This is a genomic window from Winogradskyella endarachnes, assembly GCF_009741275.1.
GTDB lineage: Bacteria > Bacteroidota > Bacteroidia > Flavobacteriales > Flavobacteriaceae > Winogradskyella > Winogradskyella endarachnes.
In genome coordinates, this window is the sequence record NZ_WOWS01000002.1 from 601086 (window position 1) to 627666 (window position 26581).

Sequence of the window (26581 nt, forward strand, 5' to 3'; positions counted from 1 at the left end):
CGCACTCTAATATAGTATTAAGTAAATATAATTTATTAAAAACCCTGAACCAAGTTTGAAATAATAAAACATGGAACAAAAAAAAGTCGCATTTTATACATTAGGTTGTAAACTTAATTTTTCTGAAACTTCTACTATAGCCAGAGGTTTTACAGAAGAAGGTTTTAGTCGTGTAGACTTTAAGGAAAAAGCAGACATTTATGTTATAAATACATGTTCTGTTACCGAGAATGCGGATAAACGGTTTAAGAGTATAGTTAAACAAGCACAAAAAAATAATCCAGAGGCTTTTGTTGCAGCAATTGGTTGTTATGCGCAATTAAAGCCAGAAGAATTAGCCGATGTTAATGGTGTAGATTTGGTTTTAGGTGCTACAGAGAAATTTAAAATTACAGATTATTTAAATGATTTGTCTAAAAACGATTTTGGCGAAGTACACTCTTGCGAAATAGAAGAAGCCGATTTTTATGTTGGTAGCTATTCTATAGGAGACAGAACAAGAGCGTTTTTAAAAGTACAAGATGGATGCGATTATAAATGTACCTACTGCACCATACCTTTAGCCAGAGGTATTTCTCGCAGTGATACTATGACTAATGTTTTAAAGAATGCTGCTGAAATTTCAGAGCAAGGCATTAAAGAAATTGTGCTCACTGGTGTAAATATTGGTGATTACGGCAAAGGAGAATTTGGAAATAAAAAGCATGAACATACGTTTTTAGATTTAGTAACTGAACTCGATAAAGTAGAAGGTATAGAACGTCTTAGAATTTCTTCAATTGAACCCAATTTACTAAAAAATGAAACAATTGATTTAGTCTCTAAATCGAGAGCCTTTGTACCTCATTTTCATGTGCCATTACAAAGCGGAAGTAACGATATCTTAAAAAAGATGAAACGTCGTTACATGAAAGAATTATATGTAGACCGTGTTGCTAAAATTAAAGAAGTAATGCCACACGCTTGCATTGGTGTAGACGTTATTGTTGGGTTTCCTGGTGAAACAGACGAGTTGTTTTTAGAGACTTATAATTTTTTGAGTGAATTAGATATTTCTTATTTACATGTGTTTACCTATTCTGAGCGCGACAATACTGAAGCTGCAGACATGGAAGGTGCTGTTTATAAAAATGTAAGAGCAAAACGTAGTAAAATGCTTAGAGGATTATCTGCTAAAAAACGAAGAGCTTTTTATGAAACACAATTGAACACAAATAGAACTGTTTTGTTTGAAGGTGAAAATAAAGAAGGCTACATACACGGATTTACAGAGAATTATGTAAAAGTAAAAACACCGTGGAATCCAGAATTAGTGAATACACTTCACCGTGTAAATCTTACAGAAATTGATGAAGATGGTATGGTAAGATTTAACTTTTTAGAAACAGTGACGGTTTAAATAAAAACAAAAAAAATCCGAAACTTAATAAGCTTCGCATTTTTTAATTCAATCTTTTTCTAGTTATATACGAATTCCAACTGGTAGCATTCGTTTATATTTTCTGTTTCGTCTTACAAATTTTGCAATTTCAGGACTCGTTGGTACAACACTGATATTACGGTCCTTTATGTTGCTAAAGACCAAATCTATAAAGTCTTTTTCAAAGGCTTCAGTTCGTATAGCTTCAGGAATAATCATTTTAGTTAAGAATATTTTTCGTTCTTGTAAAGAATATTCTATAATCGCCATTTCTTTTTCAACATTTAATTCAAATTGTCTTAGAAATTCATTGTCAATTAACTCATCTGTTTTTGTCATAATTTCTTAAATTTTAAATTAGAGGTTGGTGTAGTGGAGACTATATCGCTATAGTTTTGCGATGCAAAGGTACAAAAATTCACAGAATTTTGCATTTATTGATGTTAAAACCTTAAATTGTAAAGCATTAATGCGTCCCATTTAAATAGTTTTTAACCTATGAAAAACCAATTAACTCATGTTTATTTAATGCCAGGAATGGCGGCTAATCCCTCTATCTTTGAGTATATTAAGTTGCCTGAGGATTCTTATAAAATACATTGGTTAGAGTGGCAAATTCCTAATAAAAACGAAACATTATTAGAGTATGCTCAACGTATGTGTAATTTTATTAAATATAGTAATGTTGTGCTTTTAGGTGTGTCTTTTGGAGGTATTTTAGTACAAGAAATGAGTAAACTTATAAAGGTTAAGAAACTCATTGTAGTATCAAGTGTAAAATCTCATAACGAGTTGCCTAAACGTTTAAAATTATTAAAAGTTACCAAAGCCTATAATATTCTGCCTACGCAAATAGTTAGTAATATAGACGTATTAGCTAAATATGCTTTTGGAGAAACTATAAAGAAACGTGTAGATTTGTATAAAAAGTACCTTTCAGTGAACGATAAAACTTATTTAGATTGGGCCATTAAACAAGTGGTGTGTTGGGATCAAGAAGAGGCACATCCAGATGCGGTTTATATCCATGGAGATAATGATGCTGTTTTTCCACATTCGTGCGTTGGTAATTGTATTGTTATTAAAGGTGGAACACACATTATGATTATTAATAAATATAAATGGTTTAACGAAAATTTACCAAAACTTATTGAATTGTGATTTTAATCTTGTTTAGAGATTGATTACATTTATAATATTAGAAAAAAAGAAAAAGAATATGAAATTTATAAAGAATAGTTTAGCGTTAGTAGGAGTGGTCTGTGTATCTGGCATTTTAATTTTCTCAATGCAAAAATCACCAGACCAAAAAATTCCATCGGACTATAATATTGGTAAAGAAGACCCAATTGTAAACGATTATAATGTCTATGCTTTAGAGATGCCAGAAGACTTAAACTTTGCAGGAGAACCTGTGCCAGTAGAAAATCCAGATATTTTTGAGCGTATGGATCGCGAGTTACTGGTTAATACCTACTGGCAATCTAATGGTCTATTAATGTTTAAACGAGCACAAAAATATTTTCCTATAATTGAACCTATTTTAGCTGAAAACGGTGTGCCAGATGATTTTAAATATTTAGCAGTAATAGAGAGTGGCTTGGTACAAACGGCAAAATCTCCAGCAGGTGCAACAGGTGTTTGGCAAATAATGTCTACTACCGGACGCGAAAATGGATTAGAGGTCAATAAAAATGTAGACGAACGCTATAATATAGAAAAAGCAACCCAGGTTGCCTGTGATTATTTAAAAAAAGCAAAAGCCAGTTTAGGAACTTGGACCAAGGCTGCAGCGGCATATAATGCTGGCAATTATGGTATTGCCAAACGTTTAAAAGAACAAGGAGTAACTGGTTACTATGATTTGCTTTTAGGAGAAGAAACCGGTCGTTATGTGTTTAGAATAGTTGCTTTAAAGGAAATTCTTTCGCATCCAGATAAATATGGATTTAATTTTAATTCATCTCATTTGTATAAAAAAGTACCAACTTATAAGGTAGAGGTAGATACCGCTGTCGCAGATTTTTCTCAATTTGCAAAACGATTTGGTATTAATTATAAAATTTTAAAATTGCACAATCCTTGGTTGAGAGAGCCACATCTTAATAATAAATCGCGTAAATCTTATTTTATAGAAATCCCAAAAGAAGGGTTTTATAGTGTTAAGCCCTAATTAGTGGATTATGTAAGAAACCATATCTGGCAAATTCTTATACTGCTTAATTATATTATAGCATTATCTGCAGTTGTAACTATTTTATTAAAAAAAGTAAACCCAACTAAAGCACTCAGTTATATTATAGGTTTACTAGCTTTACCTTTTATTGGTTTAATTGTGTATTATTTATTTGGTCAAGAATATAGAAAGACAAAAATCTTTAGTAGAAAAAATGTTTTAAATCAATCGGTTGTAAAAAAGATACAAGAAAAGTTAGAATTAGACCATAAGACTATAGATAAGGTAGATGATTTACTAGATCAAAAATCCAAACTAATTCCTCTGCTTTATAATAACGAAAAATCCAAACTAACTATAAATAATGACGTAAAACTCATAAAAAATGGAGATGAAAAGTTTAAGCTTCTTTTTAAGGATATTAAGGAAGCAAAACATCATATTCATTTAGAATATTTTGTAATTAAAGATGATAAAATAGGTTCAGAATTACTTAATCTATTGTGCGAAAAATCTATAGACGGCTTAGAAATTAGAATCTCCATAGATGATGTAGGGAGCTCTATTTCCTCTAAAATGAAACGCCAAATTAAGGAAGCAGGTATAGAAATGAATTCTTTTATGCCAGTATTGTTTGGCAAGTTTACAGGTCAGATGAATTACAGAGATCACAGAAAAATTGTAGTTATAGATGGTAAGATAGGTTATGTAGGTGGTATTAATATTTCAGATAATTATGTAAATGCCAATAATACACGTTATTGGAGAGATACACATATAAGAGTTGTAGGAGAGACTGTAAAACAATTACAAATTCTATTTTTTACTACTTGGGATTTTGTTAGTAAGGGACAAACTGAAATCTCAAATGCTTATTTTCCAGAGCATAATTGTGTGGAGAATGTACCCTTACAATTAGCAGCAAGTGGCCCAGATACAGATTGGTCTAATATAATGGAAGCTATTTTTGTTGCTATTACTAATGCAGAAGATCACATATACATAACAACACCATATTTTATACCTAATGGTGAAATCGTAACTGCACTTCAAGTTGCATCTAGAAGTAATATTACCGTAAAAATTATTATACCTAAAAAATCAGATTCTTGGATTGCTGAGTATGCTACCAATTCATATTTACAATTATTATTAGAAGCAGGTGTAGAGGTTTACCAATATACCAAAGGGTTTATTCACGCTAAAACTATGGTCGTAGATGGTGTATTTAGTACTATTGGCACTACCAATATGGACTACAGAAGTTTCAATATTAATTTTGAAGTGAATGCTTTAGTGTATAATAAAAAAATTAGCAGTGAGTTAACTCAGTTTTTTAATGATGATTTAAAAGACTGTTGTCAGCTCCATTTGGAGTCCTGGCAAAACCGTGCTAAACGTACAAAATTAATAGAAGCATTGGCACGTTTAATGGCTCCTTTACTTTAAATTTAAGTGTTAAATGTAATATAAAGGGAGCATGATCTGTGTAGTTACAATGGAATAAAAAAAAAGGCTTAATCAAAATAATGCTTAAGCCTTTTTATATATTCAATAATAAAATTATCTTCTACTTCTACGATTTTGTCTCGCAGAAGTGGGTTGCCCATAATGTTGTTTAGGTATAACTGCCTTTTTCATTTGTTGCTTCATCATTTTTATTTGATCGGCAAGCATATCTCTTTTATCTAACTTTTCAGCTTCTGCTAATAGTTTTTTTGCTTCGTTTTTTCTACGTTTAGAAAAAGCAATACCTGCTAAATTTAATTTTGCCATAGCTAAATCGTGATCCATAGATAAACCAAGATTAATAGCTTTTTTAAAGTAGCCTTCAGCTTCGTTCATGTTAGTTTGAGATACCATAATACCATTAAGGTAGTTCAAATATCCTTGTTGTTTCTTTACTAAAGCGCCTTCCGGATTTTTAATTTTATCTAACCATTTTTTGGCGCCAACAAAATCTTGCTTTCTTAGTTTTAAGAATGCTAAGAGAATCATTTCATTTTTAAAATAAAGGAAAATAAAAATAGTAGACAATAATATATACATAATACCATTGCCAATATATCCTTCTGTAAATTGATAGATGCCAAAACCAATGATTAAAGCAGCAATAACAAGTTTTATATTTTTATTGAACATGTTTAATTGTATTTTTTAAGGACTGCAAAGGTAATAAAAACGATGAAGTTAAAATCTCATAAAATATTTTTATTTAGTCACTTGCTAAAATAAAAAGTTGTTGTATATTTGCACCCAGTTTTTGAGATAGCTCTCATATTAAATAAAGATAAATTAGTTTTTAAAAATATAAGTCATGCCGAAAAGAACATTTCAACCGTCTAAAAGAAAGAGAAGAAACAAACATGGTTTTAGAGAAAGAATGGCTTCTGTTAACGGAAGAAAAGTTTTAGCACGTAGAAGAGCTAAAGGAAGAAAGAAATTGTCTGTTTCAACTGAATCAAGACATAAAAAATAATGATTAACAATTGTTAATATATTAGGGCGTTACTTAGGTGTAACGCCTTTTTTTGTATCTAATTGATACTTATTTTTGCAACGCTAAATAATTTAAATTTTATCATATCACAAAACATATTTTCTCATGCCAAAAAATAAAAACATAAAATCTATACTACTTATTGGTTCTGGTCCTATTGTTATAGGTCAAGCTTGTGAATTTGATTACTCTGGTTCTCAGGCATTACGGTCATTAAGAGAAGATGGAATTGAAACTATTCTTATCAATTCTAATCCTGCTACAATTATGACAGACCCAACAATGGCAGATCACGTTTATTTATTGCCATTAACTACAAAATCCTTAATACAAATTTTAAAAGAACATCCACAAATTGATGCAGTATTGCCAACAATGGGTGGACAAACGGCATTAAATCTTTGTATTGAAGCTGATGAAAAAGGTATTTGGGAAGATTTTGACGTAGATATTATAGGAGTAGATATTGATGCTATTAATATTACAGAAGATAGAGAGAAATTTAGAGAATTAATGTTGAAAATTGGTGTTGGCATGGCACCACAAGCCACAGCAACATCCTATTTAAAAGGTAAAGAAATTGCTCAAGAGTTTGGCTTTCCTTTAGTTATTAGAGCATCTTATACTTTAGGTGGAGCAGGTGCATCATTTGTTTTTAAAGAAGATGATTTTGATAAAAAATTAACCCATGGTTTAGAAGTGTCTCCTATACATGAGGTAATGATTGATAAAGCCTTAATAGGTTGGAAAGAATACGAGCTGGAGTTATTAAGAGATAAAAACGATAACGTTGTTATTATCTGTACTATAGAAAATATGGATCCAATGGGAATTCATACAGGTGATTCCATAACATTAGCTCCAGCCATGACATTGTCTGATAAAACATATCAGAAAATGAGAGATATGGCCATTCACATGATGCGCAGTATTGGTGATTTTGCTGGTGGATGTAACGTGCAATTCGCTGTAAGTCCAGATAATGAAGAAGAAATTATTGCTATTGAAATTAACCCAAGAGTATCGCGCTCATCGGCATTAGCAAGTAAAGCAACAGGTTATCCTATTGCAAAAATTGCTGCCAAATTAGCCATTGGTTATACCTTAGATGAATTAGATAACCAAATTACAAAATCTACATCTGCTTTATTTGAGCCTACTTTAGATTACGTTGTGGTTAAAATTCCACGTTGGAATTTCGATAAATTTGAAGGTTCAGACAGAACTTTAGGGCTACAAATGAAGGCTGTAGGAGAGGTAATGTCTATTGGTCGTTCTTTCCAAGAAGCACTTCATAAAGCCACACAATCATTAGAAATTAAACGTAACGGTTTAGGTGCAGACGGCAAAGGTTATAAAGATTACGATACTATTATAGAGAAACTAACCTATGCAAGTTGGGATAGAGTGTTTGTTATTTATGATGCTATTGCTATTGGAATTCCGTTAAGTCGTATTCACGAAATCACAAAAATTGACATGTGGTTTTTAAAACAGTATGAAGAGTTATTTCAACTTCAAAAAGAAATTTCAACATTTACAATTGATACTATTGAGCGCGACCTATTACTAGAAGCCAAGCAAAAAGGTTATGGTGATAGACAAATTGCTCATATGCTAGGTTGTTTAGAAAGTCAGGTACATAAAAAACGTATGGACTTAAATATTAACCGTGTATTTAAATTGGTTGATACCTGTGCTGCGGAATTTAAAGCCCAAACACCATATTATTATTCTACGTTTGAAAGTGAAGTAGAAACCGCAGATGGTGATGTGTATGTGCAAAACGAAAGTATTGTTTCAGATAAAAAGAAAATCATTGTATTAGGTTCTGGTCCAAACAGAATTGGTCAAGGTATTGAGTTTGATTACTGTTGTGTGCACGGTGTATTAGCTGCTGCAGAATGTGGTTATGAGACCATTATGATTAACTGTAATCCAGAAACGGTTTCTACAGATTTTGATATTGCAGATAAATTATATTTTGAACCAGTTTTTTGGGAACATATCTACGATATTATTCAGCATGAAAAACCAGAAGGCGTTATTGTGCAATTAGGAGGGCAAACTGCTTTAAAGCTTGCTGAGAAGTTAGAAAAATGGGGTGTTAAGATAATGGGAACGAGCTTTAAATCTTTAGATTTAGCTGAGGATAGAGGAAGTTTTTCAAATATTTTAAAAGAAAATAACATTCCTTATCCAAAATTTGATGTGGCAGAATCTGCAGATGAAGCTTTAGCAATTGCAGATGTTTTAGATTTTCCAATTTTAGTAAGACCTTCTTATGTATTAGGTGGTCAAGGAATGAAAATTGTGATTAACAAACAAGAATTAGAATCTCATGTTATTGATTTACTAAAATCCATTCCTGGTAATAAATTATTATTAGATCATTATTTAGATGGTGCCATTGAGGCAGAAGCAGATGCCATTTGTGATGCAGAAGGTAATGTTTATATCATTGGTATTATGGAGCATATAGAACCTTGCGGAATTCATTCTGGTGATAGTAATGCAACTTTACCGCCTTTTAATTTAGGAGAATTGGTGATGCAACAAATAAAAGATCATACGTATAAAATTGCAAGAGCATTGAATACCGTAGGTTTAATTAATATTCAGTTTGCGATTAAAGATGAAGTGGTATACATTATAGAAGCCAATCCTAGAGCATCGAGAACGGTACCATTTATTGCAAAAGCATATAAAGAACCATATGTAAATTATGCGACTAAAGTTATGTTAGGAGATAAAAAGGTAACTGATTTTGACTTTAACCCTCAATTAGAAGGTTATGCTATAAAACAACCAGTTTTCTCTTTCAATAAATTCCCTAATGTTAATAAGCAATTAGGACCAGAAATGAAAAGTACAGGAGAAAGTATCTTATTTATAGATAGTTTAAAGGACGATGAGTTTTATGATCTTTACGCAAGAAGAAAAATGTATTTGAGTAAATAAATAGATTTTAACATATAATTGGCACAGTTTTCGATGAATATTAAGTGTTATTACCTAATATTTACTAACTTAGCTATAAGAATACCCAAATTATATGAAAAAACTATTACTCGGACTTATTTCTATATTCACTTTTGGTATCATGTTTGCAAACGCAACATTAGATACTATTAGTAGAATAGATTTACAAAATAACATAGAAACTTTCTCTAAAAATGATGGAGATTTGTTCCAAGATGGTCGTTTTATAATTACGCCTAATCCATCTAAGGATAAATTAAACATTAGGTTACCAAAGACGTCTCAAAATATGACGCTAGAAGTATATGATGTTTTAGGAAAGCGTATTCATAAAAGTACTATTACACAATTAACGGCATCTGTTGATGTATCTCGTTGGAAAACTGGTGTTTATTTGGTAAAAGTATCTAGTGATAAAGACACACAAACCAAACGTTTTGTAAAGCAATAAACGTTTAAAGCTTATAAAGAAAAGCTGTTTCAGTTCTGATAAAAATCAGGTGAAACAGCTTTTTTATTTGAAGCCATTGATAAATATTTATTTTCAGATGGCTTAAATTTTGTAAAGGAAGTTTTAAAAATTAAATGCACTAAAAATTTAAGATTCAAATAATTCAATCATAGCATTCTGTGATTGAATTAATTCAATATGATCTTCTAATTTAAAATCAGAAGAATTAAAACGAGACGATCTTTTTCTAGATTGTTCTTGTCTTGCAATACTTCTAGCAAAACGTCTAACCCCTTGTTTAGAGTTTATAATTAAACCAGGAACTTTAGCATTTTTTCCATCTTCTCCTTTAGCAACCATTGTAAAATATGAAGAGTTACAATGCTTCACTTCACCAGTTTGTACATTTTCAGACTCAACACGTAACCCAATTACCATTGAGGTGTTACCAGTATAATTAACAGATGCTTTTAATGTAACTAATTCGCCTACTTCAATTGGGTTTAAAAAATCGACCTTATTTACAGAAGCCGTAACACAATAATTTCTACAGTGTTTTGATGCGCATGCAAAAGCAATTTGATCCATTAAATTTAAAATATGACCACCATGTATTTTACCACTAAAATTAGAATGCGATGGTAACATTAATTGGGTTATAGTAATTTGTGAGTCTTTTGCGTATTTATACATGAGTTATATTTTAGTTTTAGCCAGGTCAGATATTGATTGTACTAAATTAGGGATTTATTTTTCGTATTCTTAATCTGAGCTCTATTTTTAGTAAGTTCTAAGATATTCTAATTTAAAAAAAGATTTTAATAATTATAAATATTAGAATACTAAAAATTACTATTGAGTATTTTAAAACAATTGATAACGTAAATATGTGTTATTCGTTTTCTTCCTCAACTTTAGTAATAAAATATTTAGTGTCACCGAGCCAAAACATTGTTTTATAGCGTTCAAAGTAATAAAGTTTTACAAATTTGCCCTGTAATCTATTGAGGTCTTTAATGGCTTGCTCTTCGCCATCTTCAACAGAGAAAGTAAATGTCTGCGCATCAGAAACCCCTTGACTTATTTCGCCTTCCCAAGTTTTAAATATAACTCCTTTGTTACTAAATTTTACTAGTTTTCCTGCGCGCACACCTTCACTGTAGTGAACAAAATACATAAAACTGAATATACCAGCAGCTAATATTAAAAGGACAATAATTGATTTGATTAAAAATTTCATGAGATTATAGTTTGTATAGTATTACGCTTTCAATTTTATTTGTTTTATACTTTAATTTATTAATTGTCTTCTTCTTCGGCACGTTTTAAAATGGCTTCCGGAAGTGCTTTTTTAGCCTTAGCACCCATTTTTTTCAGTTTTTCTACACTAGTTATTAAATTACCTCGTCCATCAACTAACTTGTTCATAGCCGATGAATAATCGGATTTTGCGGCATCAATCTTCTTGCCAACACCTGTTAAATCTTTAACTAAACCTTCAAACTTATCATAAAGCGCACCAGCTTGTCTAGCAATTTCAATAGCGTTTTGTTGTTGTTTTTCATTATTCCACATACTATCAATAGTACGTAATGTGGCTAAAAGGGTAGAAGGTGTTACAATAACAATATTTTTTTCAAATGCTTTGTTGTAAATTGAATTATCCTCATTAACAACTATGGCAAAAGCAGGTTCTATTGGTATAAATAGAAGTACAAAATCTGGCGATTCTATATCGTATAAATCTTGATAGTTCTTATCAGAGAGTTGGTCAACATGTCTTTTAATAGAATTAACATGTGCTTTAAGGTACGTTGCTTTATCTTGCTCATCATCTGCATTAACCAAACGTTCGTAATCGGTTAAAGATACCTTAGAATCTATAATCATTTTCTTATTACCTGGTAAGTTTAAAACAACATCTGGTAAAACCCTAGAGCCATCATCTAAAGTAAAACTTTGCTGTACAAAATATTCCCTGTCCTTTTCTAAACCCGATTTTTCTAAAACACGTTCTAAGACTAATTCGCCCCAATTCCCTTGCATTTTACTATCGCCTTTTAAGGCTCTTGTGAGATTTGTAGCTTCTTTAGTCATTTGTTGATTAAGGTCTTTTAAACCTAACAATTGCTCTTTTAATGCAGAATGCATACTGATACTTTCCTTTTGTGTATCATCTACTTTTTTCTCAAAGGTTTTTATTTTTTCTTCAAGTGGATTGAGAATACTTTTTATGTTTTCTTTATTTTGAAGTGTGAATTTCTCTGATTTTTCTTCAAGAATTTTAGATGCCATTAATTCAAAATCTTTCCTTAGTTGAATTTGTTGTTGCTCTAATTCTGCATCACGTTTTAGGTTTTGCTGTTGTAAATTTTCTAATTCAGTATTCCGTCTAGATAATTCGGTACTTAAAAAATCTTTCTCTTTCCTAATGTTTTCGCGTTCGGACTCTGTTTTAGTAATGTTTTCTTTTAATGCTTGTAACTGCTGATTAAAATATTGGTCTTGCTTTTTATTTTCGGCTTCAGACAATTGTTTGAATTCGTTGAATTGTTGCTGTAAATTAGCATTGCGTTCTTCAAGTGTACTTTTATCACTTTTGCTTTTTAGCTGCGCAAATTTTAAGCCAATTAAAGCACCAATTGCACCAGAAATAATAATAGCTATAAATAGTATGAGTGTGTCGTTCATGATTAAAAAAAGAAATTTAATCAAAGGTAATTGTTTTGTGGGTTAGTGCGAAGAGAAGCATCTATAATTGTCTATAGTTTCTTATGTTGTAACTTTTAAATTAATTGTTATTTTGAAACTTTAAAACTTCCTGTTAAATTATCAAAAGCGATTAAATCTTTTGGAAAAAGAGTTTCAAAAACACCATTTTTAATTAAATTACAAGGTTGGTCATAAACTACATGGCCTTTTTGCATAACAATCATAGTGTCGCATAGTTGTATAGCTAAATCAATCTCATGAGATGAAAATAGAATGGTTTTACCCGTTTCTTTGGTAAGCTTTTGTAGTAATTTTAAAATGTATGCTTTATGATACATATCTAAATGTGAGGTTGGTTCATCTAAAATTATTATTGCCGTATCTTGTGCTAATGCACGTGCAATCATAACTTTTTGCAATTGCCCATCACTGAGTTGGTAACACTTTTTGTCTTTTAAATCTGAAATATTAATTAAATCGATGGCATTATTAATTACAGAAAGGTCTTTATCAGATAAGTTGCCTACCCAATTGGTGTAAGGATGTCTTCCTAAGGCAATTAATTCAAAAACTGATAAATTTTTAGACAACAAAGGCTCCGTTAAAACAATGCTTAGTTGTTTGGCTAGTTCTAAATTAGAAGTGAAATTTAAGTCTTTATTATTGAGCAGAATCTTACCAGATAAGCTAGGTTGAACCTTTATAAGTGTTCTTAATAAGGTAGATTTACCTATGCCGTTAGCACCAACTAAACCAATGAGTTGTCCACTTTGCAACTGTAAATTTATATTTGAAGCAATAGTTGTTTCAACCTTTTTGGTTCGGTAACCAACGGAAAGTTGATGGGTTTGTAAAATTAAATTGCTATTTGTTTTAGTCACTAATTTAGTGCGTTGCTTGTTATATTGTTGTCATGGCAAATACTAATATAATGAATTGCTAATACAATTTGAATGTTAGTATTAGATAAATCAAAATCTAGTGTATCATCGTTTAAGTAGTTGAGCATTGAAAAATGACTAAAGTTGCCAGATTTAATGACTTTATTGTAATAATCTTTAATTCTGGAATTGTGTTTTGTGTTTTTTGCTAAAAACTGCAAATATTTGCCACTTTCATTAGGTACTAAATATTCATAAGATACAGAGTTTGGTCTACTAGGTACATGAGTTTTAGGTTTCCAAATTTCATTAAATGTTTCTTTAGGCATAGAATTAAATAAGTTTTCTATTTTTTTTGGTTCTACTGTAGAAAACCCATTGGCTTCTAATTTGCGCATTTCAGACCTAAATTTAGAATGAAAGTTGTCATCATTTAGTTGCATAATATCCTCTATAAAAAAGGAGCGCATAGTTTCTAATTCTTTGAGTTCTTCTTCTATGAAGACAGACTGAAGTTCAGTGGTGGTTTTGTAAGAGGACTTGCATCCCATTAACATGGTTAATGTTAATCCGATAATTAAGGGTTTAACAGTGCCAATCTTACAAAAACTTAGGGGAGTTTTTGTATTCATGTTTTACATAATAAAAACATTATTTTCTAACGTTTTATAAGTTGCTATATTACTAAAAGAGTTTTAATCGCAGACGTTAAGGCTTTAATTTTATGGGTGTTGTTACTTATAGTAAATGCAGCAATATTGTTGTAAACGACATTACTGTAGCGTATATAAAATACAGAAGGCAATAATATTTTAGGGTTTAAGGGTTTAACTATTAGCTACGTTAATTACAGAATTGCAATACAGATAAATGCTATAGGGTGAGCATAAATGGTTTCAATTACTGCTATTAAACGCGTAGCGAATATAATGATGAAAGTACTTGATAACAAAGATAATGCTAGGTTTTTTAAGAGGTTACAGTCTAACTTTTAGACATTCAGTGTTTTAAGATTAATAAAAGGTGTGAGACTAAAATCTAGCTAACAGTAAAGAAAATGAAGAACTTTTTTTATATAGATTACTGTCTACGTATCTTTGATTATCTACCATCATACAATGATGTTGTTCCTAAATTATTATCTCGACAAATTGAAATAAAATGAATTGCAAATACCATAAGGATATCGGGATTATGCAAATCAAATTCAATGGTTTCACTATTAATATAATTTAGCATTGCTGTATGGCTAAAGTCACCAGAATGAGTAGTTTCGTTATAATATTTATTAATTTGGGAATTAAATTTTGTGTTTTTTTCTAAAAAGCGCAAGTACTTTCCGCCTTTCTTTGGTGCAAGATATTCATAGATGCCTAAACTATTTCTAATTCGAGCTTCACTCTTATAATCCCAAATCTGATTAAAAGTAGCTGGTGATATGGAATTAAGACGTTCATTGACAAGGTCTCTTTTTATTGTAGTATAGCCTATAGAATCTAATTTTAAAATTCTCGATTTAAATTCGTAATGAAAGTTTTTTTCATTAAGTTCTAAAATATCATCAAGGAAAAAATCCTTAAGGACTTGGAGGTCTTCTTGCTCTTGTTCATTAAAAACAAATTTAAGTTTTGGTGTTGATTCTATGGATTTACAGCCCAAAAATAAGAAGGTACAAATAATTAATAATTTGATGGTAGTATTGAAATTCATATTTTAAAACAACATTTTACCTTTTTTAACTAATAACCAAATAACTATAGGAGCACCAATTAGGGCTGTAATAGCATTTATTGGTAATGTGTAGTCATTGTTTGGTACTTGTGCAACGCTATCACAGATTAACATAATTATAGCTCCAAATAAAAATACAGCAGGTAATAAAACTTTATGATTTGAGGTTTTAAATATTTGCCGAGTTAAATGCGGAATTGCCAAACCTATAAATGCAATTGGACCTGCAAAAGCGGTAATGGTTCCTGCGATTAAACTGGTCGCAAAAATAATAATAAATCTGTTTTGTAAAAGGTTTATTCCCAAGCTTTTCGCGTAATTATCACCTAATAAAAAAGCATTAAGACCTTTAATAGATAAAATGCTTAGAATAATACCTAAACTGTATATACCAGTGAAGATAAAAAGTTCTTCCCAAGATAGATTGCTTAAACTACCAAATCCCCAAAAAATGTATTGTTGCAGTTGTTCGGCAGAACTAAAATAAGATAATACACTTACAACTGCTGCTGTTATACTGCCAAACATTAAGCCTATAATTAGTATAGCCATAGTATCTCTTACCTTAGTAGAAACTGCCAAAACAGCCATTAAAACAAGAAAACTTCCTAAACTTGCTGCTATTATAATGCTCCATTTACTAATTAAAACAGTTGCAAATAAACCACCAAATAAGCTAGAACCCAAAATAACAATGGCAACACCTAAACTTGCTCCAGAACTAATACCTAATACAAATGGTCCTGCTAATGCGTTTCTAAATAAGGTCTGCATCAATAAGCCTGCAATACCCAAACCAGAACCTACTAAAATAGCTGTAATAGCCTTAGGTAATCTAAATTCTGTAATAATTATTTGGTAAGTTTCATTTTGCGAGCTACTGAAAACACTACTAATAACCTCAGAAAAAGGTATGTTAATAGAACCCAAACTAATATTTAGTATAAAACAGAATATTAAAACCACTGTTAAGGTTATAAATGAATATGTATAGTTGGTTTTCATTTTTTTTATATTGTTATTTAAACCGACATAAAGAACCTAATGTTATAAAATAAATGGGCTAACTATAAAAATTATTTGTGGCATTTTAAATAACATTATTTTAATTGCTCAAAAAAATAAGGTTTGTAATCTAATAACAATTCTGGGTGTGCTATTTTAATTAAATCTTTTAATACTAAATCTGGTCTTGCGGTTCCTAATTCGTAATATAAAACGCCACCTGTTGTGCCTGTTTTATTACTGAATGAATAAATAGATTTATTTTTAAATGCATCAAAATTAGTATACAATTTGCTTGCTGTTTCTAATTGCTCTAAACTTCTGTAATAGGAAGGGCTTAACCATATGTCTGCAGCTTTTGCCTTATTTAAAACCACTTCAAAACTAAGAGCTAAACTTCCGTTACCAGTTGTTGCGCTCCATAAATAGTTGGCATTAGCATCTTTTAAAAATTGTGCTTCAGGACTAGAACCATTAGGTAAATACCAAACGTCTTTTTCCATAGCACCACTTAAAATTGTGGGTTGAGATTTGGCTTTTTTAGCAATTTCTTTTGCTGCTAAATATTCGGTTTCTATAGTACTAAAAATAGAATCAGCTACTTTTTCTTTATTAAAGAGTGCACCAAATAACTTTATCCATTCTGCTTTTGCTAAAGCCGAAGCTTCTGCCCAATCACCATTGTAAATAACCGGAATGTTAGCTTTTTTTATAGTTTCAAAAGTTTTGTTAACGCCATCAACGCCAAACCCAATAACCACATCTGGATTTAATTCTAATAATACTTCTGTGTTAATGCCTTCATTTTTACCGAGCTCTCTAACCGATTTATTGTCTATTAATGCTCTCGTTTTTTCTGAAGACACATAATCCGTCCCTGGGAAACCTACAAGTGTTTTTTCTACTCCTAATAATTCTAATGCAGGTATATGTGTCGTAGAAGTCACTACACTTTTTTGAATAGGTGTAATGATAACACCATCGTAATCTGCTTTGTTATATGTTGATTTTGCAGCTTGTTCTTTAGATAATAATAAATAGGTGAATTTTTTTTCTGCTTTTGGCCATGCTTTCGTTATTTCAATAATTTTATTACTGTTAGACGTTTTAATGGCAAACCCTTCAGCATATTTTAATGTCAACGAATTGGTGGTTTCTAACTCTGGAGTATTAACTTTTGCTTCATTTTTACATGAACAAAACAATATAAGGATGAATAAGATTCTAAAGTAAGACATAGGTAACATTTGTAACTTATAAATTAAAAAGTTCTCATTAATTTTGGTAAAAATTAGACTATGAGAGACGATTCAAATTTAACACTATATATCGTTGCAGGAATAATCATTGCACATTTTTTAATTGGCTTCATTTATCTTATTTACAAGATGAATAAAAAAAAATGACAAAAATCAGGTTTGAAATGTAATTAAAAGTCTAGTTTTGCTGCAGAATTAGGTTCGACTATAATAAAATAAAAGTCGATTAAAAGGGAATCTGGTGAGATAATTATAATCAAGTCCAGAACTGTTCCCGCAACTGTAAGTTTTATACTGAATTTATTTCAGTATCTTTTTTAAGAGTTATTATTTACTTCAAATACCACTGGCATTAGCTGGGAAGGTGAAATAATAAAAAACGAGTCAGGAGACCTGCCTATTTTAAACTAAAATTAAACTTTCGGGATAAAAGTTAAGGCAGTATGATACGTATAGTATTCTTTTTTTTATTGCTATGTTATTATAGCGTTGCTAATGCACAAAAGTCCACTGATTCTATTCAGAAATTGGACGAGGTTGTGTTGAGCGATGTAAAACTTAAACATTACAACGAAGGTTACAAGCTTACCGTTTTAAGTGATTCTATTCTTAGAAAAAATGGAAACTCATTAACCGATGTTTTACGTTTTAATTCTAATATTTACTTTAAAGAGAATGGTTATGGCATGGTGTCTTCGGCTTCTTTTAGAGGAACCAATGCATCACAAACTGCCGTGATTTGGAATGGTATTAATATTAATTCGCAATTAAACGGACAGGTAGATTTTAATACCATATCTACAGCTAATTACAATTCTATAAGTATAAGAAGTGGAGGCGGAAGTGTGCAATATGGAAGTGGAGCTATTGGCGGAAGTGTACATTTATCTAACGATTCAGATTTTACAAAGCACATAAATCATAGACTGCAATTGGGTTATGGCAGTTATGAAACTGAGAATGCCAGTTATAATTTATCCTTTGGTAACAACAAATGGTCTGGTAGTGCAGGTGTATCTTATGTGAATACTGAAAATGATTATAGAATTATTGGTACAGATGAGAAAAATGAAAATGGTGCTTTTAATAATTTAGATCTTAATCTCAATTTAGGTTATATTTTATCTCAAAAGGATGTTTTAAAAGTATACCATCAAAATTTTAGAAGTGATAGAGCATTTTCTTCAACCTTATTAGCACCTTCTAATAGTAAGTACGAAACTGAAGACTATCGTAGCATGTTAGAATGGGCTCATGTTAGTGAAAATTTTACATCGAGTTTAAAAGCGGTGCATTTATTAGAACAATTTAAATATTTTGAAAATAAAGATTTAAATAATTATTCTAAAGGCCAGGCAAAAACATGGCTCATTAAGCATAGTTATAAGCGTAATGTATCTAAAAACATGGCTTTGAGTGTTATTACAGATTACAGTTATATTACAGCTGAAGGAAATAGTTATATAGATCCAAAACGAAATGCTTTTTCTGCTACTGCCATCTTAAATCATCAATTTTCAACAAAATTTAAGTATAATCTAAATGTTAGAAAAGATGTGATTTCAGATTTTAAAAGCCCATTAGTTTTTGCAGGAGATTTAAGTTATAAAGTTGCAGAAGCTTATGTGTTAAAGTTTAATGCTTCTAAAAACTTTAGAGTACCAACATTTAATGATTTGTATTGGAATCCTGGTGGAAATTTAGACTTAGAACCAGAAGAGTCTTTTCAATTTGATTTAGGTCATCAACTTGAAATATTAAAATCGTTACAATTAAAACTGAACACCTTTTACATTGAAACTTCAGACCTAATTCAATGGCGACCAAACACTGAAACTAATTATTGGAATCCTGTAAATATTGCTAATGCTAAGCATTATGGTTTAGAAGTAGAACTTGGTTATACAAAACAAATTAATGCACATCACTTTAATTTAGTAACAGCTTACTCTTATACAGAAACGGAAGATGTAGAAAAAAATCAGCCGTTATATTATGTGCCGCTTCATAAAGGCAATACAGCTTTATCATATAATTTTAAATCATTTACGGCTTATTATCAACACTTATTTACAGGTGAAGTAGATGTTATTGGTGGCTCATTAGATGGTTATGATGTTGGTAATATAGGCTGTTCTTATGAGTTGAATACAGCCGGAAAATTAAATTATATCCTAGATTTAAAAATAAATAACATTTATAACACTTATTACGAAAACGTAGCATTGCGACCAATGCCAAACAGAAATTTCAATATTAAACTAACACTTAAATTTTAAAACAATATGATTTCAAAAAAAATTACTTTACTCTTTTTAGCAGTAGCTTTATTATTTACATCTTGTAATAGTGATGATGATAATACACCAGAAGCTTCAGGAGATTATGTAGATGGTCTTTTAATTTCACACGAAGGTAATTTTGGCCAAGGAAATGCCTCTGTTTCTTTTGTGTCTTATGATTTTGCCACTGTTGAAAACAATATTTTTGAGGCTGTAAATTCTAGCCCATTAGGAGATACTGCACAAAGCATAACCTTTGATGGAGATTTCGCATATATTGTGATGAATGTTTCAAACTCTATACAGGTTGTCAATAGATACACCTTTGAGTCAATAGCAACAATTGATTCAGGTTTAAATAATCCAAGATATATGGCAATATCTAATGGTAAAGGTTATGTAACTAATTGGGCTGATTTTTCGGTAACAGATGATGATTTTGTAGCAGTGATAGATTTGTCATTAAATTTAGTTACAGATGCTATAAGTTCTAGTTATTTACCAGAAGAAATTATTGCTCTTGGAGATAAAATTTATGTCGCTACAGGTATTTATGGTTATGGAAATTTAGTAGATGTCATTAACTCAGACACTGATGAATTAGAAGAAAGCATTGTTGTTGGAAATTCTCCAAACTCATTACAGTTAGATTCTAATAGTAATTTATGGGTTTTATCTTCGGAAAACTTAATAGAGATAGATACTGACACAAATGATATTGCGCAAACAATTAGCTTAGGAGATGGATTTTCTTTTCCATCTAACTTAATATACGACAATAGTAGTTTTTATTTTTATGATAGTGGATCAGTTTATAAAATGGATGAATCTGCAAATGTATTGCCTACAACGGCTGAATTTTCTAATGTTAATTTCTACGATATGAATGTTAGTAATGGTATTTTATATGGTGTTGATGCAGGAGATTTTACATCTAATGGAGAATTAAAAGTTTATGACTTAAATTCAAATACCGAAACACAATCTATAACATTAAATATTATACCTGGAGGTGTTTATTTTAATTAAATACTAAACTTTAAGATATAAAAAAAGCCGCTTTCTAAACTTAGACAGCGGCTTTTTCAATTGCGTAGAAATCGTTTAATCAATAAACATATCTTGTTCTAAAGGCGCAACAATTTGTTTTACTTCTTTTAGCTTAGTAGCCTTATTGGCTTTACCAAAAGAACGGTCAGCAGCCGTAATATTTTGAATTGCTTCAGCTAAAAGCGGCTCATTTATATCTCCTAATATTCCTAAATTACTTGGTGATTCACTTAAATCAATATCTGGAGTTAAACCTTCAGTTGGTACTAATTCATCATTAACATTGGTAGAGTTTGCAATTAATGGTTGCATAGCGTAAGTATGCCCAAGGTTTATACCTTCTGTTGTAAATAAACCAGGTGAGTCATAAACGGTTTGAGAAGCTTGTGTTTTACCAACAGTGTTTTCTCCAATAACAATAACGTCTATATATGGACTAAGACTATTAATAACCAATTCACTAGCAGAAGCGGTTCTGCGGTTTGTGGTTAAAACATATACTCTTGACAGGTTGAGACTATTTATAGAACCACCACCCGAAATTGAATTAGTAAACAAAAAATCTACATCATTACTACTCAAATTCTCATTGTAAAATAATTTAGAGTATATAGATCCTGTAAATTGACCAGTAACCATACTACCTAAATAAGCTGCTGTTTGCACAGAACCACCTCCATTATATCTTAAATCTAATACCAATTCTGTAACACCTGCTGCGCTAAATTCAGCAAAGGCATCATTTAATTCAGAATTATATTCGCTGTTAAATGCGTTGTACATGAGGTAACCAATGCTTGTACCATTAACTTCTAATACTTCCGTTTTATGAATAGGGTTCTCGGTATAAGTTACCTTAGATAAACTTACACTGTTAGCATTTAGTGTTACCGTGTCATCTGCAGTTTCATCTGTTCCATTAGTATCATAATCTGCAAAATTCAAAGTAAAATCATTTGTTGTTAATAATTCGAGGTAATTAGAATTATTTAAATTTTCTCCATTAACAGCTCTAAATATTTGGCCACGTACCAAACCTAAATCTGAAGCCATACTATTATTAAGTACCAAAGTGATAGCACCAAAAATTTCAGAATCACTACCAGGTACATAGTATAAATTATATTCTATGCCATTACTTAATGATACGCCATCTAATATATCCTGTAGCTCGTTATAATTACTATAGATTCTACTAAATCTATCTATTGTATCTGGTAAATATTTTAGAGATTCAAATAATGTTTCTGGTGAAGCATAATCATTTAAGTATTCATTGTATTCAACACTTGTAGTAAATCTATCATCTACTAAATCTGGAATTTCAGGTTTATATAAATAAACAGCGTTCATGGCTTTCCAAACAAAATCATTAATTTCTACAGTAGTAGCATACACAATATCGTCATCTAAGTCGTCAAAGCAACTAGTTACTGAAAAAAGTACAATACAATTAAGCAGTAAAATTTTAAGTTTTTTTGTCATCTCTTTTACTTTTATTAAATAGCAATTCTTTTCTTATAGTAGTATAAACTCTAAATTTACTTACAATATTATAAAAAACGTAAAATCTTTGTAACAAAAAATAAAGTGACTCGTCGTAACATTGAAAGCTACTAAAAATGCTTTTGCCAACCAACCAATAAAAAGTAATGAAACAGGCAGATTTTGTAAATATCGTTATGCCATTTAAAGATAAAGTATTTCGTTTAGCAAAGCGACTACTAGTTTCTAGAGAGGAAGCAGAAGATGCTACGCAAGAAATTCTGTTGAAGTTATGGAAGAATAATAAAAAAATTGAAGACTATAAAAATGTAGAAGCGTTTTCAATGACCATGACCAAGAATTTTTGTTTAGACCGTTTAAAATCTAAACAAGCACAAAATTTAAAAATTGTTCATAATAATTATACGGATGGTAATACATCTTTACAAAAACAAGTTGAAGCAAAAGATAGTGTGGATTGGGTTTCTAAAATTATGGAAGACCTACCAGAGCAGCAAAAAATAATAGTGCAACTACGAGATATTGAAGAATACGATTTTGCAGAAATAGCTAAAATGCTAGACATGAATGAAACTGCAATACGCGTTAACTTATCTAGAGCACGTAAAACAATAAGAGAAAAATTAACTAATACACATGGCTATGGTATTAAATAATATAGAAAAACTAATAGAAAAGTATAACAATGCCGAGACTACACTTAAAGAAGAGGCACAACTAAAAGCCTATTTTTTAAGCGATGATGTAGCGCCACATTTAGAACATTACAAACCAATGTTTCAATATTTTTCTCATTCAAAACAAGAGCGGTACACCAAAGACGTTCCATTAAAAACTAAGAAAACAAAATTGTATCAATGGATTTCTGTCGCAGCAGTGGCTGTTTTAATGCTTGGTTTAATTGTCCCTAAAGTTTTAGGTCCTTCAGAACAAGAATTAAGAGATCAAGAAATAGCAATGGCTACTTATGAGCAAACTATGGAAGCTTTTAATTTAATCTCTTTAGGTCTAAATAAAGGAAAAACACAATTAACCAATTTAGCTTTAGTTAGCGAAAACATTGAAGAAGGTGTTGGGCAAGCAAATAGGCTAGGAGAATTTAATACAATTACAAACAAAATTTTAAAAAACAAGTAAACCTTAACAATTAGAAATTATGAAAAATTTGAAAAATTTTCACGAATACTTAAATAATAGAATAGTCATGAGTAAAAAATTAATAATAATTACAGCGCTTTTATTATCACCAATCTTAACTTTTGGCCAAGGCGTTTTCGATAAGTTTGAAGAATTAGAAGATGTATCTTCTTTTGTAATCAATCAGAAAATGTTTAGAATGTTAGCTTCTATAGATATTGATTTAGATGATAAAGAAGATCAAGAATTCTTAGAGATGGCTAAGAAAATTACAGGTCTTAAAGTTTTTACAACAGGAGATGAAAAGATTTCAACCGATATGAAGTTAACCGTAGATAAATACTTAAAGTCATCTCAACTAGAAGAATTAATGCGTTTTAAAGATGGAGGACAAACTATTAAGTTTTACGTTAAAGAAGGTAAAGATGAAAACCATGTAAAAGAACTTTTAATGTTTATGACTGGTCTTAAAGAATTAACGGATGGCCAAGACATTGAAATTAACGGTAAAAAACGTGTGTTTGAAACCTTAATACTGTCCTTAACAGGAGATATAGACTTAAGACAAATATCTAAAATCACTAGTAAAATGGATGTTCCTGCTGGAGAGCATTTAAATAAAGCTGGAGAGAATAAAGAATAAAGTTATGATTCAATCAATCAAAAAATCAATACTAGTGTTGTTTCTGATTACAGTTTTTACAAGCTGTAATCAAGAGCCAACATTGCAAACCTATTACGTAGATAATGAACTAAAACCAGGATTTGTATCTGCTGATATTCCGTTAAGTATGCTTAATGTAGAGCATATAGAAATGACAGCAGACCAAAAGGAAGCTTACGATTCTGTAGACAAATTAAATGTATTAACCTACATGAAAGAAGATACAGATGCTACAGACTATAAATTAGAATTAGAAAAAGTAAAAACGATTTTAAAAAATCCGGATTACGAAGAGTTAATGCGTGGCGGAAACTCAACAGATGGAAAATTTGTAGTTAAGTTTTTAGGTGAAGTTGATCGTATTGACGAACTCATCATATTTGGAAATGCTACAGATAAAGGCTTTTTAATTGCCAGAATTTTAGGTGATGATATGAGTGCAGCAAAATTAATGTCTCTTAGGTCTGTTTTAGAAAAAGCAGATATCGATGAGAGTCAATTAGGAACTATCACAGATTTTTTTAAATAAACTGACTTTTATTTAAATGTTAATGCAAATCGTCTTGAAGCTTGTCTTTAGGACGATTTTCTTTTTTCTCATTCTGAATAGCAAAATTTAAGCCAAGGCCTAATAAAACGGCTAAGCACAGAAATAAAAGTACTTGTACTATAATGTAGTTGAGTATATCAAAAATACCTGCAAAAAAGAATCCTACAGCCGTAACCGTTACAATTATTAAAGCTATACTATCTTTAGTTATAGTTGTTTTAAATCTCACTGTTTTAAATTTTAAATACCAGTGTAATTGCTCGGTGTTATAGCTTTTAATTCAGATTTAATAGCCTCAGAAACCTCTAAAGTGTCAATAAAATTTGAAATAGAACTCTGCGTAATAGCTTCGTTAGTTCTAGTTAAACCTTTTAAAGCTTCGTAAGGATTTGGGTAGCTTTCACGTCTTAAAATCGTTTGAATTGCTTCTGCAACCACAGCCCAATTATTTTCTAAGTCTTGCGCAAATTTAGCTTCATTTAGTAATAACTTGCCTAAACCTTTCATTGTAGATTTAAAACCAATAATAGTATGGCTAAACGGAACACCAACATTTCTCAAAACAGTACTATCTGTTAGATCACGTTGTAACCTAGAGATTGGTAATTTAGCAGAAAGATGCTCAAAAATTGCATTTGCTATACCTAAATTACCCTCACTATTTTCAAAATCTATAGGATTTACTTTATGTGGCATTGCAGAACTTCCTACTTCACCAGCTTTAATTTTTTGTTTAAAATAATCCATAGATACATACGTCCATATATCTCTATCTAAATCTATAATAATTGTATTAATACGTTTTAATGCATCAAATAATGCGGCTGCATGATCGTAATGTTCTATTTGTGTGGTTGGGAAAGAATGTTGTAAGCCCAATTTTTCTTGTACAAACTTGGTTCCAAAGGCTTTCCAGTTAATAGAAGGATAAGCCACTTTATGTGCATTAAAATTTCCTGTTGCACCACCAAACTTTGCAGCACTTGGTACGTCGTTTAATAAATTAAATTGCTCTTTAAGTCTAACTGCAAATACGTCTATTTCTTTCCCTAAACGCGTTGGTGAAGCTGGCTGACCATGTGTTCTGGCTAACATTGGTACAGCATTCCATTCTTTGGCTAAACTTTCAATTTTTTCTAAAAGTAATAAATACTCAGGGACATACACATCGTTCATAGCATCCTTAATACTTAAAGGTATGGCTGTGTTGTTGATGTCTTGAGAGGTTAACCCAAAGTGAATAAACTCTTTGTAGGCAGATAATTCTAATGCGTCAAATTTCTCTTTAATAAAATATTCAACAGCCTTTACATCATGGTTGGTTACTTTTTCTATGTCTTTAATTGCCGTAGCGTCTTCTGCTGTAAAGTTTTTATAAATGTTTCTTAACGCTTCAAATAGTGATTGGTCCACAGACTCTAGTTGAGGTAATGGTAATTCGCAAAGCGCAATAAAGTATTCTATTTCAACTAAAACACGATATTTAATTAGTGCTTCTTCAGAAAAATAATCTTTTAATTTTTCTACTTTAGATCTATATCTTCCATCGATTGGAGAAATTGCATTAAGAGGTGAAAGTGCCATTTTTAGTTGATTTTTTAGAAGCATCAAATATAATAAAGTTAGTTGGAAGAATGAATTATTCTTTAACCTTTAGCGCTTATCTTTTTGTTTCAAATTCTATATTCTATAAAGTAGAAATTATTTTTTAATTTTCTTTAAAATTTGTCTTGCTCTGGCTTTAAATGCAGCACTTTGTAACTGAAAATCGCGTTCTAAGATGAGGCTTAATTCTGGGTAAATCCAATCATATTCTTGTCCAAATAAATAAAGGCTGACCATGCTGTAGGCTTTGGGTGCTACTTTTTCGTCATTAATCATCCAATCAAAACAAGTTTCTATAATTTTTTCTTTGTGTTTTTCGTTGAGATGAGTTTTTAATAAATGGTCTTCTTTACCGTAGTAGGCTTTTGTAATATACTCACACACTTTAGCAATTGGCCTTACGGCAGAATCTAAATGAACTTTGTGCATATTATCAGTAAAGGTATCTAAAAACGGAATAATAGCTTCTAGTTTTTCACCGCACATAAACTCAAAAACCCAAGCTGCTCTGCAAGATATTTTGTCATCTACGTTAAATAGAATTTCTAAAAGAGGAGCAACCAATTTAGGGTTGTCAATAACAAGATTAGCGTATTTTAATCGTTTCTCTCGCGAATGATTTACATAATTTAATTCTTGGTAGAGTTCTGCTTTAGTCAAAAGAAAATGA

Annotated in this window: 27 protein-coding genes and 1 riboswitch; of the genes, 13 read left to right on the plus strand and 14 right to left on the minus strand. The window is 30.7% G+C overall.

Going from position 1 to position 26581, the window contains the following annotated elements; genetic code table 11:
• The first annotated feature begins 70 nt into the window (after positions 1-70).
• On the plus strand, positions 71-1399 hold the full coding sequence (mtaB, locus tag GN138_RS07305; RefSeq protein ID WP_157363139.1) for a tRNA (N(6)-L-threonylcarbamoyladenosine(37)-C(2))-methylthiotransferase MtaB: 1329 nt from the start codon (positions 71-73) through the stop codon (positions 1397-1399).
• A gap of 63 nt (positions 1400-1462) precedes the next feature.
• Here mtaB and GN138_RS07310 read toward each other — a convergent pair whose 3' ends face one another.
• Complete coding sequence (locus GN138_RS07310; RefSeq protein WP_157363140.1) at positions 1463-1759, minus strand: N-acetyltransferase; 297 nt, start codon at positions 1757-1759, stop codon at positions 1463-1465.
• A 159-nt stretch (positions 1760-1918) separates the two neighbouring features.
• On the opposite strand from GN138_RS07310, the gene GN138_RS07315 reads away from it, so the two are divergent.
• From GN138_RS07315 to cls, 3 genes are read left to right on the plus strand one after another with little or no spacing between them, the layout of a single operon-like run.
• A complete protein-coding gene (locus GN138_RS07315; RefSeq protein ID WP_157363141.1) occupies positions 1919-2581 on the plus strand; it encodes an alpha/beta hydrolase in 663 nt (220 codons plus the stop codon).
• A gap of 58 nt (positions 2582-2639) precedes the next feature.
• Positions 2640-3593, plus strand: a complete 954-nt coding sequence (locus tag GN138_RS07320; protein WP_157363142.1) for a lytic transglycosylase domain-containing protein — start codon at positions 2640-2642, stop codon at positions 3591-3593.
• 3 nt (positions 3594-3596) lie between these two features.
• Positions 3597-5045 carry a cardiolipin synthase gene (cls, locus tag GN138_RS07325; protein WP_317162713.1) on the plus strand — a complete coding sequence of 483 codons (1449 nt, stop codon included), beginning with the start codon at positions 3597-3599 and terminating at the stop codon, positions 5043-5045.
• A gap of 114 nt (positions 5046-5159) precedes the next feature.
• On the opposite strand, the gene GN138_RS07330 is transcribed toward cls, so the two are convergent.
• On the minus strand, positions 5160-5738 hold the full coding sequence (locus GN138_RS07330) for a DUF2892 domain-containing protein (protein ID WP_157363143.1): 579 nt from the start codon (positions 5736-5738) through the stop codon (positions 5160-5162).
• A gap of 175 nt (positions 5739-5913) precedes the next feature.
• Between GN138_RS07330 and rpmH the strand changes: the two genes are divergently transcribed.
• From rpmH to GN138_RS07345, 3 genes are all read left to right on the plus strand, one after another.
• A complete protein-coding gene (rpmH, locus tag GN138_RS07335; RefSeq protein WP_115818167.1) occupies positions 5914-6075 on the plus strand; it encodes a 50S ribosomal protein L34 in 162 nt (53 codons plus the stop codon).
• A gap of 126 nt (positions 6076-6201) precedes the next feature.
• Positions 6202-9057, plus strand: a complete 2856-nt coding sequence (gene carB, locus GN138_RS07340) for a carbamoyl-phosphate synthase large subunit (protein ID WP_157363144.1) — start codon at positions 6202-6204, stop codon at positions 9055-9057.
• Between the two features lie 94 nt (positions 9058-9151).
• On the plus strand, positions 9152-9529 hold the full coding sequence (locus GN138_RS07345) for a T9SS type A sorting domain-containing protein (RefSeq protein WP_157363145.1): 378 nt from the start codon (positions 9152-9154) through the stop codon (positions 9527-9529).
• A gap of 147 nt (positions 9530-9676) precedes the next feature.
• Here GN138_RS07345 and GN138_RS07350 read toward each other — a convergent pair whose 3' ends face one another.
• The 8 genes from GN138_RS07350 to GN138_RS07385 form a co-directional block, all read right to left on the minus strand.
• Entirely contained in the window at positions 9677-10222 is a 546-nt protein-coding gene (locus GN138_RS07350) for an acyl-CoA thioesterase (protein WP_157363146.1), read from the minus strand.
• A gap of 199 nt (positions 10223-10421) precedes the next feature.
• Positions 10422-10769 carry a 6-phosphogluconate dehydrogenase gene (locus GN138_RS07355; RefSeq protein WP_157363147.1) on the minus strand — a complete coding sequence of 116 codons (348 nt, stop codon included), beginning with the start codon at positions 10767-10769 and terminating at the stop codon, positions 10422-10424.
• A 59-nt stretch (positions 10770-10828) separates the two neighbouring features.
• The gene (gene rmuC, locus GN138_RS07360) at positions 10829-12220 is read right to left on the minus strand and encodes a DNA recombination protein RmuC (RefSeq protein WP_157363148.1); all 1392 of its coding nucleotides are present in this window, start codon (positions 12218-12220) and stop codon (positions 10829-10831) included.
• Positions 12221-12327: 107 nt separating this feature from the next.
• On the minus strand, positions 12328-13122 hold the full coding sequence (locus GN138_RS07365; protein ID WP_317162714.1) for an ABC transporter ATP-binding protein: 795 nt from the start codon (positions 13120-13122) through the stop codon (positions 12328-12330).
• Positions 13122-13754: a hypothetical protein gene (locus GN138_RS07370; protein WP_157363149.1), complete on the minus strand. Its 633-nt coding sequence runs from the start codon at positions 13752-13754 to the stop codon at positions 13122-13124. The genes GN138_RS07365 and GN138_RS07370 overlap by 1 nt, the downstream gene beginning before the upstream one ends.
• A 469-nt stretch (positions 13755-14223) precedes the next feature.
• Complete coding sequence (locus tag GN138_RS07375; RefSeq protein ID WP_157363150.1) at positions 14224-14832, minus strand: hypothetical protein; 609 nt, start codon at positions 14830-14832, stop codon at positions 14224-14226.
• Positions 14833-14835: 3 nt separating this feature from the next.
• Positions 14836-15858 carry a FecCD family ABC transporter permease gene (locus tag GN138_RS07380; RefSeq protein WP_157363151.1) on the minus strand — a complete coding sequence of 341 codons (1023 nt, stop codon included), beginning with the start codon at positions 15856-15858 and terminating at the stop codon, positions 14836-14838.
• 95 nt (positions 15859-15953) lie between these two features.
• The gene (locus tag GN138_RS07385) at positions 15954-17096 is read right to left on the minus strand and encodes an ABC transporter substrate-binding protein (RefSeq protein WP_157363152.1); all 1143 of its coding nucleotides are present in this window, start codon (positions 17094-17096) and stop codon (positions 15954-15956) included.
• Positions 17097-17297: 201 nt separating this feature from the next.
• Positions 17298-17532, plus strand: a riboswitch (cobalamin riboswitch).
• 28 nt (positions 17533-17560) lie between these two features.
• Here GN138_RS07385 and GN138_RS07390 point away from each other — a divergent pair.
• Together GN138_RS07390 and GN138_RS07395 are read left to right on the plus strand one after the other, a co-directional pair.
• Entirely contained in the window at positions 17561-19396 is a 1836-nt protein-coding gene (locus GN138_RS07390; RefSeq protein ID WP_157363153.1) for a TonB-dependent receptor plug domain-containing protein, read from the plus strand.
• A 6-nt stretch (positions 19397-19402) separates the two neighbouring features.
• Complete coding sequence (locus GN138_RS07395) at positions 19403-20428, plus strand: YncE family protein (RefSeq protein WP_157363154.1); 1026 nt, start codon at positions 19403-19405, stop codon at positions 20426-20428.
• Between the two features lie 75 nt (positions 20429-20503).
• Here GN138_RS07395 and GN138_RS07400 read toward each other — a convergent pair whose 3' ends face one another.
• The gene (locus tag GN138_RS07400; protein WP_157363155.1) at positions 20504-21934 is read right to left on the minus strand and encodes a S41 family peptidase; all 1431 of its coding nucleotides are present in this window, start codon (positions 21932-21934) and stop codon (positions 20504-20506) included.
• Between the two features lie 167 nt (positions 21935-22101).
• Here GN138_RS07400 and GN138_RS07405 point away from each other — a divergent pair, with 167 nt between their 5' ends.
• The 4 genes from GN138_RS07405 to GN138_RS07420 all read left to right on the plus strand — a co-directional run bounded on the left by GN138_RS07405 (position 22102) and on the right by GN138_RS07420 (position 24285).
• Positions 22102-22611 carry an RNA polymerase sigma factor gene (locus GN138_RS07405; RefSeq protein ID WP_157363156.1) on the plus strand — a complete coding sequence of 170 codons (510 nt, stop codon included), beginning with the start codon at positions 22102-22104 and terminating at the stop codon, positions 22609-22611.
• Entirely contained in the window at positions 22592-23092 is a 501-nt protein-coding gene (locus tag GN138_RS07410) for a hypothetical protein (RefSeq protein ID WP_197429326.1), read from the plus strand. Before GN138_RS07405 ends, GN138_RS07410 begins: the two co-directional genes overlap by 20 nt.
• 67 nt (positions 23093-23159) lie before the next feature.
• Positions 23160-23735 (plus strand): DUF4252 domain-containing protein, encoded by a 576-nt coding sequence (locus GN138_RS07415; RefSeq protein ID WP_157363157.1) that lies wholly within the window; start codon positions 23160-23162, stop codon positions 23733-23735.
• Between the two features lie 4 nt (positions 23736-23739).
• Positions 23740-24285 carry a DUF4252 domain-containing protein gene (locus GN138_RS07420; protein WP_157363158.1) on the plus strand — a complete coding sequence of 182 codons (546 nt, stop codon included), beginning with the start codon at positions 23740-23742 and terminating at the stop codon, positions 24283-24285.
• Positions 24286-24304: 19 nt separating this feature from the next.
• Here the strand turns inward: GN138_RS07420 and GN138_RS07425 are convergent, their stop codons facing one another.
• From GN138_RS07425 to GN138_RS07435, 3 genes are all read right to left on the minus strand, one after another.
• Positions 24305-24535: a hypothetical protein gene (locus tag GN138_RS07425; protein WP_157363159.1), complete on the minus strand. Its 231-nt coding sequence runs from the start codon at positions 24533-24535 to the stop codon at positions 24305-24307.
• An 11-nt stretch (positions 24536-24546) separates the two neighbouring features.
• Positions 24547-25890, minus strand: a complete 1344-nt coding sequence (gene purB / locus GN138_RS07430) for an adenylosuccinate lyase (RefSeq protein WP_157363160.1) — start codon at positions 25888-25890, stop codon at positions 24547-24549.
• Between the two features lie 117 nt (positions 25891-26007).
• The gene (locus GN138_RS07435; protein WP_157363161.1) at positions 26008-26571 is read right to left on the minus strand and encodes an adenylosuccinate lyase; all 564 of its coding nucleotides are present in this window, start codon (positions 26569-26571) and stop codon (positions 26008-26010) included.
• Between the last annotated feature and the right edge of the window lie 10 nt (positions 26572-26581).

Bases quoted from the DNA above. Each gene is read 5' to 3' on its own strand.
- mtaB (WP_157363139.1), top strand. From the start codon at position 71: ATGGAACAAAAAAAAGTCGCATTTTATACATTAGGTTGTAAACTTAAT.
- GN138_RS07310 (WP_157363140.1), bottom strand. From the start codon at position 1,759: ATGACAAAAACAGATGAGTTAATTGACAATGAATTTCTAAGACAATTT.
- GN138_RS07315 (WP_157363141.1), top strand. From the start codon at position 1,919: ATGAAAAACCAATTAACTCATGTTTATTTAATGCCAGGAATGGCGGCT.
- GN138_RS07320 (WP_157363142.1), top strand. From the start codon at position 2,640: ATGAAATTTATAAAGAATAGTTTAGCGTTAGTAGGAGTGGTCTGTGTA.
- GN138_RS07330 (WP_157363143.1), bottom strand. From the start codon at position 5,738: ATGTTCAATAAAAATATAAAACTTGTTATTGCTGCTTTAATCATTGGT.
- rpmH (WP_115818167.1), top strand. From the start codon at position 5,914: ATGCCGAAAAGAACATTTCAACCGTCTAAAAGAAAGAGAAGAAACAAA.
- carB (WP_157363144.1), top strand. From the start codon at position 6,202: ATGCCAAAAAATAAAAACATAAAATCTATACTACTTATTGGTTCTGGT.
- GN138_RS07345 (WP_157363145.1), top strand. From the start codon at position 9,152: ATGAAAAAACTATTACTCGGACTTATTTCTATATTCACTTTTGGTATC.
- GN138_RS07350 (WP_157363146.1), bottom strand. From the start codon at position 10,222: ATGTATAAATACGCAAAAGACTCACAAATTACTATAACCCAATTAATG.
- GN138_RS07355 (WP_157363147.1), bottom strand. From the start codon at position 10,769: ATGAAATTTTTAATCAAATCAATTATTGTCCTTTTAATATTAGCTGCT.
- rmuC (WP_157363148.1), bottom strand. From the start codon at position 12,220: ATGAACGACACACTCATACTATTTATAGCTATTATTATTTCTGGTGCA.
- GN138_RS07370 (WP_157363149.1), bottom strand. From the start codon at position 13,754: ATGAATACAAAAACTCCCCTAAGTTTTTGTAAGATTGGCACTGTTAAA.
- GN138_RS07375 (WP_157363150.1), bottom strand. From the start codon at position 14,832: ATGAATTTCAATACTACCATCAAATTATTAATTATTTGTACCTTCTTA.
- GN138_RS07380 (WP_157363151.1), bottom strand. From the start codon at position 15,858: ATGAAAACCAACTATACATATTCATTTATAACCTTAACAGTGGTTTTA.
- GN138_RS07385 (WP_157363152.1), bottom strand. From the start codon at position 17,096: ATGTCTTACTTTAGAATCTTATTCATCCTTATATTGTTTTGTTCATGT.
- GN138_RS07390 (WP_157363153.1), top strand. From the start codon at position 17,561: ATGATACGTATAGTATTCTTTTTTTTATTGCTATGTTATTATAGCGTT.
- GN138_RS07395 (WP_157363154.1), top strand. From the start codon at position 19,403: ATGATTTCAAAAAAAATTACTTTACTCTTTTTAGCAGTAGCTTTATTA.
- GN138_RS07400 (WP_157363155.1), bottom strand. From the start codon at position 21,934: ATGACAAAAAAACTTAAAATTTTACTGCTTAATTGTATTGTACTTTTT.
- GN138_RS07405 (WP_157363156.1), top strand. From the start codon at position 22,102: ATGAAACAGGCAGATTTTGTAAATATCGTTATGCCATTTAAAGATAAA.
- GN138_RS07410 (WP_197429326.1), top strand. From the start codon at position 22,592: ATGGCTATGGTATTAAATAATATAGAAAAACTAATAGAAAAGTATAAC.
- GN138_RS07415 (WP_157363157.1), top strand. From the start codon at position 23,160: ATGAGTAAAAAATTAATAATAATTACAGCGCTTTTATTATCACCAATC.
- GN138_RS07420 (WP_157363158.1), top strand. From the start codon at position 23,740: ATGATTCAATCAATCAAAAAATCAATACTAGTGTTGTTTCTGATTACA.
- purB (WP_157363160.1), bottom strand. From the start codon at position 25,890: ATGGCACTTTCACCTCTTAATGCAATTTCTCCAATCGATGGAAGATAT.